Genomic DNA, 12,737 nt, shown 5'->3' with positions numbered 1-12,737 from the left:
GTGAGGAGGAGTTTTGAGATGAGCTACGAAAAGTTTTGCATAATGCCGCAAACATTGGAGGACATTAACTGTTTTCTCTCTGATACCAAAAATAAGACCCTAACCGACCTGCGTAGAGTCGTTTCAAAATACGGTACTGTATCAGAGATCAACGAAAAAGCCCATGAAGCTGGGAAGGTTGAAAGTCTTCTAGAGAAAGTGAAACACGCAAACCCATCCCATGTCAAAGAGCTGGATTGGCTACAGGCTGCTAAAGACTGTGGGGATTTTATATCCCTATCCGAATATCGTTCCCGCATTGATCCAGATCGGCCAGCATGGAGTTATGACGAAACAAGGGCTGTGACTCTTGAGATCAGTGCCATGCAATATTTCCCCTGGCTGATAGCTGAAGCGAAACAGGCCAAAGAAAAGGGTGAAATTCTTCCCGGCCGTTTCATTAGAGTTCGTAAGATGAAAGAGCAGGAAGCCGATAATGGGGACTTACCAGCGGTAAGAGCAGCCATTAAAATTCTTGGAGCCAGTTGTGTAGAGACTCTCGATACTAAAGGAACAGACGGATCGAACATACATCTGGGAGGGCCAGATACCATCACTGGATATTTCGGCGGCATCGGGCAACCCAACAGCCACCCTCTAAAATGGATCGATGAGCTTCTCTATTACTATGTAAACTATGGAGTAGACGAAGTGCTGAATATAAATCCAGGAACAGTTTTTTTAGGATATCTCCTCTACCGTCTCGGTGTAAACATCAGATTCAAAATCTCGGTTTTCATGGGAAATGACAACCCCTATTCTGTACTGTGGACATTGTTGGCTGCCCGTCTTTTCGCCAGAGATGACGGGACTACCCCTCTTGCTGGATTTAACTTATCTAATTCTATTGATGGAGAGCATATCGCAAAATCTGCAGAGATTCGAAGAGAACTCGGTCTAGAAGATGATGTTCGCATAGAACACCATATTACAGAAACGTGGAAAAGCATCGTTCGCCAGCCATACGATAGAAGAGACGAACTCCTTGAGCTTGCAAAAACTATTCCTAACATCTCAGCCAAACATGAAGGAGGAAATCCAGAAGACGAACAGCAGCTTTATCACCAGTCAGATATACTCGACTACTTTAGGGATAAAAAGGAAATAGTAGGCACTGGAGATTGGGAGGCACTTACCCGCAATTATCTTCTTAAGCACAAAGCAGTAAACACCACGGCCGAAGCCCTCACCAAAGCAGGTCTTTCCTTCATTGCAGCAGGTGTTCACCGCCTTTGATTCTTTTTTCGAGAAAGTCAGAAGGGGCTGTCATTTTTCGATAGCCCCTTCTTTTATTATTCGTATCTTAACGCTTCGATGGGATTAAGCAACGAAGCCTTATATGCTGGGTAAAAGCCAAAGAAGATGCCCACACAGCCAGAAAATCCAAAGGAAAGGACCACAGATAGAAGAGAGATATCAACGGTCCATCCCAACGCCTTCGAAATGACTTCAGCCCCTGCGATACCAAGAATAATACCTGTAATTCCCCCTAAAAGAGAGAGAGTAAGGGCTTCCACAAGAAACTGCAATCGAATATCTGCTCTTTTGGCCCCTATAGCCATTCGAATGCCAATTTCCCGTGTCCGTTCAGTAACCGAGACAAGCATGATATTCATAATGCCAATGCCCCCCACTAAAAGGGACACCCCTGCCACTGCAGTGAGAAGCAAACTCATGACCCGGGTCGCACTTTTGGCGCTTTCCACCATCTGTGTCAGGTTGCGCACAGTAAAATCATTTGATTCCCCTGGTTTTATCCGATGGCGCTGAGCAAGAAGCGCTTCTATCTGTTCCTGAGCCAAATCAAGGTGCTGTTCAGAAAGGGCCTTTACCGAAATGGACGAAGCCATACCCATCCTTTGGGGGCTAAACAACCGTCGCTGCACGGTAGTAATTGGAACAAGAACAATATCATCCTCGTCCCGCCCCATAGCGCTTTCCCCTATTTTGTTCAGAAGGCCGATTACAACCATGGGCACACCTTTAAGACGAAGGATCTTACCAATTGGGTCCTCCGTCACGAATAAATTATCTACAATGGTCTGCCCCACAATACAAACCTTTGTCGCGCTCCGTACATCCTGATCTGTAAAAGTTCTCCCTGAGGCAAGGCTCAAATCACGAACAAAAAGATAGTCAGAGGTCGTCCCTGTCACCCGGGCCGGGTAATTTTCATTTCCATAGACCGCTTGAGCCGTTCCGCCGTAATAGGGAGCAACGTAAGCCACCGCGCTGCATTCCTCTCCAATGGACATCGCATCATCAATTGTAAGATTATGAGCTATGTAACTTCGTGAACCTCCAAAGGTAATTGTTTCGGGACGCACCACAATCATATTGCTGCCAAGACTCGAAAAACGCTCTGCAATCTCTTTATTGGCACCGCTCCCCACAGCGAACATAATGATCACCGCCATAACGCCTATGACGATTCCAAGCATGGTCAAAGCCGAACGGGTTTTATTGGCGCGAAGAGACCTAAAGGATATTTTCGAAGTTTCATACAAACTCAGCATGTCGGGTTCACTCTTTCATCGTGCACTATGGTTCCATCTTTTACCGTAATAATTCTGGAGCCGAATAGTGCCATATCCCGCTCATGAGTAACCTGTATAATAGTTTTACCGGACTCAACATTAAGTCGCACGAAGAGTTTCATCACATCTATCCCCGTTTTGCTATCGAGATTGCCGGTAGGCTCATCAGCCAGAATGAGGGGTGCATCATTGGCAAGAGCTCTCGCTATAGCCACACGCTGCTGCTGGCCTCCTGAGAGCTGCTGCGGCTGATGATTTGCCCTGTCTTCCAAATCCACAATTTGAAGGGCATGGAGAGCTCGCTCATGACGTTTCCTTGCCGATATGCCGCTATAGAGCATAGGGAGTTCTACATTTTCGAGAGCTGTCATACGGGGAAGAAGGTTAAAACCCTGAAAGACAAAACCAATAGTATTCTTCCGGATATCCGCAAGTTGGTTTTCGTCGATGGTGCTCACGTCTGTTCCATCAAGATAATAATGCCCTTCCGTTGGGGTATCGAGACATCCTATAATGTTCATAAGCGTTGATTTTCCAGACCCCGATGCCCCCATAATCGAAAGGAATTCTCCCTTTTTAACGGAAAAAGACACTCCCTGAAGAGCCGTAACATCTACCTCTCCCATAGAGTAGGTCTTGTAAATATTATCGACGCGGACCAGGTACAAAGGGAGACCCTCCTCCATTGCTATTGGTTTTACCAGAAAGAATGCTTGTAACCACATTCATTCCCTCATTAACATTGCCAGAAATTTCAGTGTACAAACCATCAGATATTCCTATAGATACGGGAAGGGGCTTGAATTCCTTGCCGTCATAAAGCCAAAGTGTCTTCTGGTTTGAAGAAGCGTTTCGTCTAGCCGAATTAAAATTTTGCCCATTTCCATTGGAAGCGAGAAAATCTGGACTCGGTTTGAAACGCAAGGCAGCATTAGATACTTTAAACACGTCAATCTTTTCTTTGGCAATGACCGAAACATTAGCTGTCATACCAGGCATAAGTTTAAGATCCGGATTCTGAACCATAATGATAACTGTGTATGTAACTATATTGCCTTCGGCATTAGGAGCAAGGCGGATCTCCTCTATACTACCTATAAAAAAGAGCTCAGGATAGGCATCAACAGTAAATTCAACCCTTTGTCCTGCTTCTATCTGTCCAATATCAGCTTCATCAATGTTCGCTTCCACTTTCATTTTCGTCAGATCTTCTGCGATAGTAAAGAGAGTGGGAGCAGACTGGCTCGCATTCACAGTCTGTCCAACCTCCACTGTCCTGTCAATAACGACTCCATTAATAGGAGAGGTTATACGCGTGTAGCCAAGACTTACCTCCTTATGTCTCAAATTAGCTTGAGACTGGGCCAAACTTGCTTTAGCGGCCTTTAATTGGGCAAGAGCCGTATCGTACTCTGTCTGAGCTGCATCAAGCTCACTTTCTGCGATAAGGTCTCTGGAATAGAGCTCTTTTTTTCTATCCCTGTTCTTCCTCGTGTTTTTAACAGTGGCCTCGGCTTTTGCAAGGTCTGCCTGAGCGGAAAGAACGTCAGCCTTTGCTGTCTCGAGGTTGGCCTGCAAAAGAGCAGGGTCTATCTCTGCAATGAGCGCTCCTTTTCTTGTAATAGAATTGAAATCGGCATAGATAGCTTTGACCGTGCCGGAAACCTGGGTTCCAACATTTACAGTATTGACCGCCTGAAGGCTGCCCGTTGCGGAAACTGTCTTTATGATCTTGCCACGAGTAATAGGAGTTGTTTCCACAACCATGGCTTTTGAAGCGTCTTTACGGGATATGATAAAATAACCGCCCAAAGCAAGAAGTAAAAGAAGGACAACTATCCACTTTTTCATTCCACCGTTCCCCCTACCACCTTTTCAAGAGCAGCCCAGGACCGGTGATGAGAATAGAGTGCCGACCAGTACCCTTGCTTAGCCTCTTTAAATTTTTCTGTAGCGTCGGCCACTTCAATTGGAGAGCCTACGCCTACTTTATATCTGTTTTGCGCAATCGTCAGATTCTCTTCTGCCTGCTGCACCGTTTTTTGCGCAACTGCCAAAACCTCATCAGAGTCGATAAACTCCATATAAGCCTGTTCCACTTCTTTACGAACATCAGATCGAAGAGACTCTTCCTCCCCTTCGGCCACAACCAACTCCGCCCTGGCCTGGTTTATTTTCTCCCCCTCAAGTCCTCCATCGTAAAGGGGGATCTGAAGTGTAACTCCAACAGACCAGTTATCATCTTCGGTAGGATGACTGCCGCCAATGGCGTATTTTCCCGATGCTCTTACCTCTGGTGCATTTCCTTTCGCAGCCAGGCGAATGCTCTCCTTGGCTGCCTTAACACCTATCTCACTGGCCAGAAGGTCTGCCCTTTTCCTTAACGCTGTTTTTAAAACTTCGTCGAAAGGTATAGAGAACGAAACACGCTCCTCTACATCTTTGAGTACATATTCCGGTGCTTCTGTAACCCCCATGGCATTATTGAGCTCTGCCCTCGCTTTTTTTATTGCTGTTTTCGCAGTCACCACCCCAAGCCTAGCCTTGCTTTGTTCCACTTCCGCAGTAGTCACATCATATTTTGGAACAGAGCCCACGTCATAAAAGGCCTGGGCCTGGGTGAGAAGAAGAGTATAAAGATTCAAAGTTTCTTCGGCTACTTCGAGATCTTTCTGTGCCTCCAGGGCATCAAAATAGGTTTTTTTAACATTATATTGAACTTGACACTCAATGGTTTTATAGTTTTGAGAAGCACTCTCTTTCTTCAAACGAGCGATGCTTTTTTCCGCCTTCGTCTTCCCAGCGTCTGTAATTAACTGTGAAATTCCAGCACTTGTAGAATAAGTATCGCCATCCCGAGCAGCAGAAGACTCCTGACGGCTGTAGCTGCTCGAAACATCAACCTGAGGGCGTTCTTTTGAAGCAACTTGCCCCATCTGGCTGTCAGCTACATCAATTTTAGCCCTGGATGCTTTAAGATTCGGGTGGTGTACCTCCGCTATGGCAAGACACTGTTCAAGACTGAGAGGGGTAGTGAATATTATTTTTTCTTCACTTAATCCTTCAGTAGAATGGCACATACAAAGAAAAGCTGTCAAAACCAAAAAGACGTACTTTTTCATCCCAAGCTCCTTCAAAAATAATCTTTATTATCTTTATATAGGGTACATGCCGTCTATTTATACAAAAAGGAACCCGTCTTATCATCGTGGAATATGCTTATATTTATGAAAAAGAGGCTGACCTTATTAAGTCTAGCCTCTTTTAGATTACGAACGGATCATTACTAGGGCCATTTTAAAATCTTCAATAGCCCTCAGCCCATGGGGAACATTTGCTGGCATAATAAGCCATTCCCCCTTCTCAACTATTTGTGGTGTTCCAGCAAGGCTTATTTCCGCTTTCCCCTCGAGTACCTGTACCAACGCATCGTAGGGAGCAGTGTGCTCGCTAAGACCTTGTCCTCTATGAAATGCGAAGAGGGTCACTGTTCCTGTAGGATAGTCTATAAGAGTACGGCTGACAATCGCGCCCTCTTGAACCTCAACCATTTTTCCCGCTTCAAATTTTTCTCCTTTTTCAAAAGTCCCGTGGTTCATTTTTTCACTCCTCCTCTAGTAATAGAAATATGCACTGTGTATTTTTGACATGCTACCATAATTCCTACTACTTTACTAGTGTTTTTTAAATATCAAAATTGATGCTGAGAAGGCTCAGTTGCGAATGAACCCTGAATTTTTCCTCTATCAAAATAAAAAGCCTGTGTGAGAGGTGAACCTCTTTGATTTGCAATGAATCCACTGACTGCGCCCTCCACTATTATGGGGAAACAGCCATGAAATCGATTTTTGCTCTCGGAGAAAAAAGAAGTACATTATTTTTTATATCTTCCAAGTGGGATAAGGTGTCCTGTTTATCTATATTCTCCGGCGCATACACTACAAAAAGAACGTTTTGCGTTTCAGCAGTAATGGCTGTGCGCTTATCAGGGCCATAAATGACACTTGATATGACACCTTTATCGTCACAGATAAGCATATCGTTATCACAAACGAGTTTCTCCGTATCATTTATTAACGTGTAGTATCTATCACCATCTCCAATATCTGCAACTATGGGAAACTCAACTTTGTCGAAATCATGCCCTGCCGTAAGCAGCATATTTTTTAACTCAGCTATAAACATAGCGGTAACGAGACAATTGACAATGGGGATACTTCTCCCCTTTATTGCTACAGACTCAATCTGGTAAAGCACAGGATAATTCTGACCATACAACTTAAAATACTGGTCATAGACACGAAGTACTGGTTGATTTCGCAATTCTGCCCGAGACATCATACTAAATTTGCTTCGTAAATCTTCTTCCAGGTTCTCTCTCACGCGGTTAAGGCAATCATGACATGACCCGTTACTGACTTCTTTAATGATTAAAATACCAATATGGGCTTTCGGAAACTTCTTTAGAAAAGCATCAGTTGTTGTGATCATTTTCTTTCCCTCCTCTTCACGCTCTTCCCCAATCCCTCCTTGTTAATTCTAACCGTTTGCTGCCATGTCAAGAGGTTAATAATTAACTGTCATTCAACAATAAAAAACAAAGGCTTTATTCCTCAATAACAACAACCAAACCCGGCTCTACATGCTTAACTAAAAGTTCAAGATGATCATTTCTTAGCCGAACGCATCCTTCCGTTGCCCTTTGTCCAATAGAACCCGGATCATGGGTTCCGTGAATGCCTATGCCTGACCAGCCGGTCTTCAACCGGATAAACCATGGGCCATATGCCCCCTTAATGGGTCCCTTCCCATCCTTGAAATCGTGAACCCAATGGCTTGAGTCATGAATTCTTTCTACCATAAAAGTTCCCACGGGAGTTCGCAAATCTCCGACTCGCTGTTTATTACCCTTATTTCGCCCCACTGCTACGGGAAAAGACAATACTTCTTTCCCTTCTCTGTAGAGGGTGAGAACAAATTTTCTTTTTTCCACGACAATCCTGTCTGGAGGCTCATGAGCATAAGTCTTTTCTCCACTCAGGGCTGGATTGTTGGCCGCTGCGAAAAAGCAAAGGAAAAATGTCAACAGAATAAGGTTTTTAATCTTCATTGCCTAGTCCTCCAGTTTAGATTTATGCTCCATATCCCACGTTGTCTGGGTGCTGCTTTCTTAACCATTATCAATCTTGCGGCTGCATGCTCACCCCAGGAGGCATTCCCATGGAACTCAAATCTATATCCTCGTACTCTATGTTTCCAGGGGGGGTAAACTGGGATGAAGGAATGGAAGGATTCACCTCGAAAAGAGTGGCCTCCTCTTTCTGTTCCATAGTTCCCAAGCTCATCGCAGACTTTAAGGTGATGTGTTCCTCATATACCCACGTTCTCACGCCTGAAACCTCTGCTACCACGCATTCATACCCGAGTAACTTCTCTTTTCCCAGGATTTTCCCGCCCATTTCCTTAAACATTTCCTCCCCTTTTTCTTTCATTTGCTCGGGGGTCATGGCACCTGAATACATAGCTGCCATTTTTTCCATATCGCTATTTTTCATCCTTGTCCCCGTGTTCGTCAAAAGGTCAATGTTATATGTATAGCTATCAGTACGGATAAAAAGTGTTTTGTTTTGCGTTACCTCTTTTGTCCCACCAAAAGAAATAGTTGTTTCCTCATCTCGTAATTCATAATAATTTTTCCCATAACTATCAAAGAAAACCGTCTTTTTCCCCACTGTCTGTCCTGAGAGTTCGTACTCTATATGAGCCGATTTTACTGGGGGTGTAACTTTTGAGATCCCTTCTTGGGCATAACAAAAAATAAAGGTTACAAACAATACAAAAAATATTGCTCCCTTAAAAAACTTATTCTTCATTACTAGCGCCCCTCTCTATATGAATTCTTAAGCCACATACCCCTCTCATATTTACAAAATTCCCTTATCTGGTCGCTATGCAGTGTACTCATCTCTCCACCACCTTCTTCAAACAAATTTTAACACTGAAAAAATCAATGTAAATTAAACTTGTTTATTTTATCAAATTTGTATATTCTAAAAATATTATGGAAGATAAGAGGCTGATGAGATGAATAATGCCACAAATACTCAACAATCGAAATTGCCTGATCATTATAAGGGGGCAGCAGCGGCACTTTTATCAGCTTTTTTGTTTGGCTTTATCCCTATTCTAGCAGTATCTGCCTATAAAAAAGGCATTACCGTCATGACTTTTCACTTCATGCGATTTATCATCGCATCAATTGCTCTTTTCTGCCTGCTTTATTTTCAGAAGGGCCATCAGGTAGTAATGGTGGGCAAGAAGAACTTTTTACAGCTTTTTGTACTTGGCGGTATTCTTTTCACTCTCACAAGTTTTAGCTACTTCTCTAGTTTTCAGTATATCCCGGCATCCATGGCAGCGCTTATTTTTTACTCTTATCCAGCTCTTGTTGCTATTGGATCCTTGTATGTCAATAAAGAACCTCTTACAACAAAGATTATTCTTTCTATTACGCTTTCTACTGTGGGTCTTATATTTCTTTCTGGAAAGATTGACGCTTCGGTTAGTATGAAAGGTGTTCTTTTAGCAGGTTTTGCTGCTCTTTCTTACACATCCTATATCCTTTATGGAAACTCTCTCATGAAAAAGACACCATATCAAGTAGTTGTTGCCTTTGTCTGTTTCTTTTCAGCCGTGTCTTTTTTTATAGTAGGAAAAGCAACTCATAATCTTATTCTTCCTCACACTACTTCTACATGGCTGCTATTTTGCATTATTTCTCTTGTTTCCCTTTCTGGTTTCCTCGCGTTTTTTCTTGGGGTGAAACTAACAACCCCGTCAATAGCGGCCATTCTCAGCATGGCAGAACCCCTTGTAACTGTAGTTTTATCTCTATTAATCTTTAAGGAGTACCTGACCATTCTTCAATATCTGGGGGGGATTCTCGTGCTTGCTGGGTCTTTTTTAGCTCTCAAAGCATGTGCCTTGAGATGAAAGTCGACGTTGGCAAAAAGAATAAGCCCCCCAAGGGGGGCTTGAATTTAACGATATGATCCGTAAGAAGAGGGGCCTGTATAGCAGAAACGTTCATTCAGCAAAAAACGAACCCTGTCTGTGCACAGATCCCATGCCTCAGGCTCCTTATTGAGAAGAGACACCATTTCATTGAGCAATCCGTCAATGACAGCATTGGAAACGTTTGGATCTTTCGCAGTTTTTTCTATTTTATCGATAATTTCTTGCGCCTTGCTCATCGTGACAAACCTCCTTTCCAAAACATAAAAAGGATTATATCACTTGAGCTATTCGATAAATATAGATAATAAATAAGATTTATAACGAAATGAAATATTTTTCCTATCTCTGCTGTATCTGCTCCTTGCAACACCACTAAAGCTACGTCCCAAGCTGGTGGAAGACAAAGGTGAAGCTTCTCTTGGCCGAAATCAATAACTTACTGCTGCTTTAAATGCACGTCCATTTGAGGATATGGTATTGATATGCTCTCCTCATCAAAACGTCTCTTCACTGTTTCAATGATATCGAAATAGACGGTCCAGTAATCCTGGGCGTTTACCCAAACTCGGACCGTGAAGAAAATCGCGCTTTCCCCATGCTCTGACATTCTCACAAAGGTTTCTGGCTCTTTTAAAATTAACGCGTGGTTCCCCACAACTCCCTGCAACACCTCAATAACCTTATGAGAATCCGCCTCATGCCCGACGCCAAACTTGAAATCCACACGGCGAGTGCTCTTAACAGAGTAGTTTACGATGCTGGCATTTGAAAGGCTTCCGTTGGGAATGAAAATCACCTTATTATCAACGGTGACAAGTTCTGTATAGAGAATCTGTATAGCCTGGACAGTTCCACTGAATCCGCTTGCTTCTATATAGTCCCCCACCTTAAAAGGCCTCAAGGCCAAAAGCAATACTCCTCCCGCAAAATTAGACAAAGAGCCCTGAAAAGCCAAACCTACGGCAAAACCTGCTGCCGCAATAACAGCTACAAAGGATGTGGTATCTATTCCAAGAATACTAATAATTGATATGACCAAAAGAACCTTCAATAAGGCATTGACAAGAGAAACAATAAATGGCTTCAAAGTCTTATCAAGAGATGATCTTTCAATAATCTTTTCTACTGTTTTGGTAATCCAATGAATAACCTTTAATCCAATTAACACCGCTAAAATAGCCAAAGCTACGCTTTTAATGACTGGCATGGACAAATCAATAAAACTATTCATAAAACACTCTCCCTTTTCCTTTGATACTATCCATAACAACAAAAAAACAATGGATTGTCAATTAAACAAATTTGCCTCCCCATAAAGCCACTGGAGATGTCACTGAACTCAAGTAAAAATATGATCTTTCTGATAATATGAAAAGGGAACAAAACCCTCACCAAGAGGAGTGATTTTAAAAATGAGACATCTGTTTTTTTACCAAACCCCTATAGGAGAAATAGCCATAGCTGAAGAAAACGATGTAATAACCCACCTCTGCTTTCAAAGTAAAGATATTCTTAAAGACATGACAATCCATGAAACTAAAATTCTTAAAGAGGCTGGAAAACAACTTAAGGAATATATGGAGGGGAAACGAAAAGAATTTACTCTCCCCCTTGCACCAGTCGGCACTGAATTTATGATTCGTGTGTGGAAAAGTTTATGTGCCATACCCTACGGTGAAACACGAAGCTATAAGGAAATAGCTGAAAGTATCGGAAACAAAAAGGCCTCACGGGCAGTCGGTCTTGCCAACAATCGTAACCCCATTCCTATTTTTATCCCCTGCCACCGCGTTATCGGTGCTAATGGCAAACTTGTTGGGTATGGAGGAGGACTCCACATAAAATCCTTTCTCTTAAAGCTGGAAATGGAATATAAAAATTAAGTCTACAAAAAGGGCCCCTTATAAGGGGCCCTTTTACCGTGAGCCTTTATTCTATTATTCTTTTTTACTCAGCAAGGCTTTCAGTTCTTCTACCTCAGCTTGAAGGTTTTCAATGAGCTTCTCTTCATAGCTTTTTCCAAGCTTGAAGGTAAGGCGCAACCCATAACGATCAACTTCACCGCGAGTTACAGAGTAATCCCCAAAGGCCTCCAAAGTTGTACGTTTTGTATCAGTCAACCTGAGGTTAAGACCCAAAATGAACTGAGGATCCTCAAGATCGGAAAGCCTATCCTCAAACTGATCCATTCTGCTATTGACAGAATCCTGCCAGTTTTCTATGCTTCCAATTCGGCCATCCTGTTCCTCGTTCTTTTCGTTAATTTCCTGAAGGTCTTCATTTGTTAGCACATCCGCCCAAGTGGTATCGTAATCGTCACCAGAAGCTTTAACCAGGGCCTGACCTGCTGAACCACCCGTAGGAACACCTTCCCCCACGAGAGAATCGAGCCACTCTGACAATGTGCCTGTAAAACCGTTCTCCACCGCCACTTCATAAGCAGAGTTCCCATCTTCTCCTGGCTCACCTTGAGGACCTGGGGCTCCGCCATGTAAGGAATCGAGCCAGTCCTGCTCTGTCCCTTCAAAACCATTTAAAACTGCCAACTCGTAAGCAGAGAGGCCGTTGACTCCATCTTGTCCATCATCACCGGAAAGCCCCTGCTCCCCCTGTGGCCCCTGTTCGCCGATAAGAGAATCGAGCCAGTCCATTTCACTGCCTACAAAACCGTTTTCTACCGCTATTTCGTAGGCCGATTTCCCATCAGCGCCGGCGCCATACTGGTCTATTAACTCCATAATCCTCGCATCAATATCATCCTGTATATTAATCACTTCATTTTGCGGCGCCTTGTCAGTTGGATGAACCCACCATCCCTCTACTGGCGTGCTAGCTAAGGCAGCAGTCGCAGCCACTAATAACCCGCCTATTACGATTAGAGCAAATAACTTTTTCATTTTTATCCCTCCCTAAGGGATCTCACTTGTTTTTATGCGTGATCCCGAAAAACGTAAAAAGCAAATTGAATTAGCAACAAACTGCCAACCCACACATTTAATCTTAAAGAAATCTTTATTAAAATATACAACGCTAATTTTAAGTTACTCTAATGTTCTTTTAATTTATATTATTATATAACTCTTAAATTTAGCTTTGTCAACATGCTATCTGTATTGCTTTGTGAAATTTTGATTACTTTTAGAA

At 43.0% G+C, this 12,737-nt stretch carries 14 protein-coding genes; 3 read left to right on the top strand and 11 right to left on the bottom strand.

Features of this window, described 5'->3' with window-relative positions; translation table 11 throughout:
- Window positions 1-18 precede the first annotated feature (18 nt).
- Complete coding sequence (locus tag AMICO_RS02470) at window positions 19-1,275, top strand: hypothetical protein (protein ID WP_013047895.1); 1,257 nt, start codon at window positions 19-21, stop codon at window positions 1,273-1,275.
- A 56-nt stretch (window positions 1,276-1,331) separates the two neighbouring features.
- Here the strand turns inward: AMICO_RS02470 and AMICO_RS02465 are convergent, their stop codons facing one another.
- From AMICO_RS02465 to AMICO_RS02430, 8 genes are all read right to left on the bottom strand, one after another.
- Window positions 1,332-2,555: an ABC transporter permease gene (locus AMICO_RS02465; RefSeq protein WP_013047894.1), complete on the bottom strand. Its 1,224-nt coding sequence runs from the start codon at window positions 2,553-2,555 to the stop codon at window positions 1,332-1,334.
- On the bottom strand, window positions 2,549-3,244 hold the full coding sequence (locus AMICO_RS02460; protein WP_013047893.1) for an ABC transporter ATP-binding protein: 696 nt from the start codon (window positions 3,242-3,244) through the stop codon (window positions 2,549-2,551). The genes AMICO_RS02465 and AMICO_RS02460 overlap by 7 nt, the downstream gene beginning before the upstream one ends.
- Window positions 3,222-4,427 carry an efflux RND transporter periplasmic adaptor subunit gene (locus AMICO_RS02455; RefSeq protein WP_013047892.1) on the bottom strand — a complete coding sequence of 402 codons (1,206 nt, stop codon included), beginning with the start codon at window positions 4,425-4,427 and terminating at the stop codon, window positions 3,222-3,224. The genes AMICO_RS02460 and AMICO_RS02455 overlap by 23 nt, the downstream gene beginning before the upstream one ends.
- Window positions 4,424-5,698: a TolC family protein gene (locus AMICO_RS02450; protein WP_013047891.1), complete on the bottom strand. Its 1,275-nt coding sequence runs from the start codon at window positions 5,696-5,698 to the stop codon at window positions 4,424-4,426. The genes AMICO_RS02455 and AMICO_RS02450 overlap by 4 nt, the downstream gene beginning before the upstream one ends.
- A 147-nt stretch (window positions 5,699-5,845) precedes the next feature.
- A complete protein-coding gene (locus AMICO_RS02445; protein WP_013047890.1) occupies window positions 5,846-6,175 on the bottom strand; it encodes a cupin domain-containing protein in 330 nt (109 codons plus the stop codon).
- A 220-nt stretch (window positions 6,176-6,395) separates the two neighbouring features.
- Entirely contained in the window at window positions 6,396-7,067 is a 672-nt protein-coding gene (locus AMICO_RS02440; RefSeq protein ID WP_013047888.1) for a phenylalanine--tRNA ligase beta subunit-related protein, read from the bottom strand.
- A gap of 115 nt (window positions 7,068-7,182) precedes the next feature.
- Entirely contained in the window at window positions 7,183-7,686 is a 504-nt protein-coding gene (locus tag AMICO_RS02435; RefSeq protein WP_013047887.1) for a L,D-transpeptidase, read from the bottom strand.
- 70 nt (window positions 7,687-7,756) lie between these two features.
- Window positions 7,757-8,449 (bottom strand): hypothetical protein, encoded by a 693-nt coding sequence (locus tag AMICO_RS02430; RefSeq protein WP_013047886.1) that lies wholly within the window; start codon window positions 8,447-8,449, stop codon window positions 7,757-7,759.
- Between the two features lie 211 nt (window positions 8,450-8,660).
- Here AMICO_RS02430 and AMICO_RS02425 point away from each other — a divergent pair, with 211 nt between their 5' ends.
- Window positions 8,661-9,569, top strand: a complete 909-nt coding sequence (locus AMICO_RS02425; RefSeq protein ID WP_013047885.1) for a DMT family transporter — start codon at window positions 8,661-8,663, stop codon at window positions 9,567-9,569.
- A gap of 47 nt (window positions 9,570-9,616) precedes the next feature.
- On the opposite strand, the gene AMICO_RS02420 is transcribed toward AMICO_RS02425, so the two are convergent.
- Both AMICO_RS02420 and AMICO_RS02415 read right to left on the bottom strand, forming a co-directional pair.
- On the bottom strand, window positions 9,617-9,829 hold the full coding sequence (locus AMICO_RS02420; RefSeq protein WP_013047884.1) for a hypothetical protein: 213 nt from the start codon (window positions 9,827-9,829) through the stop codon (window positions 9,617-9,619).
- Between the two features lie 200 nt (window positions 9,830-10,029).
- The gene (locus tag AMICO_RS02415) at window positions 10,030-10,824 is read right to left on the bottom strand and encodes a mechanosensitive ion channel family protein (protein ID WP_013047883.1); all 795 of its coding nucleotides are present in this window, start codon (window positions 10,822-10,824) and stop codon (window positions 10,030-10,032) included.
- Window positions 10,825-11,005: 181 nt separating this feature from the next.
- Between AMICO_RS02415 and AMICO_RS02410 the strand changes: the two genes are divergently transcribed.
- Window positions 11,006-11,476, top strand: coding sequence for a methylated-DNA--[protein]-cysteine S-methyltransferase (locus AMICO_RS02410; protein ID WP_013047882.1), 471 nt, complete (start codon window positions 11,006-11,008; stop codon window positions 11,474-11,476).
- Between the two features lie 54 nt (window positions 11,477-11,530).
- Here the strand turns inward: AMICO_RS02410 and AMICO_RS10085 are convergent, their stop codons facing one another.
- Window positions 11,531-12,490: a collagen-like triple helix repeat-containing protein gene (locus tag AMICO_RS10085; protein WP_013047881.1), complete on the bottom strand. Its 960-nt coding sequence runs from the start codon at window positions 12,488-12,490 to the stop codon at window positions 11,531-11,533.
- Window positions 12,491-12,737: the final 247 nt, after the last annotated feature.

Origin of the sequence: Aminobacterium colombiense DSM 12261 (assembly GCF_000025885.1) — a bacterium.
Lineage (GTDB): Bacteria > Synergistota > Synergistia > Synergistales > Aminobacteriaceae > Aminobacterium > Aminobacterium colombiense.
The sequence above is the reverse complement of the archived record's forward strand: the minus strand, read 5'-3'. Positions and strand labels throughout refer to the sequence as shown.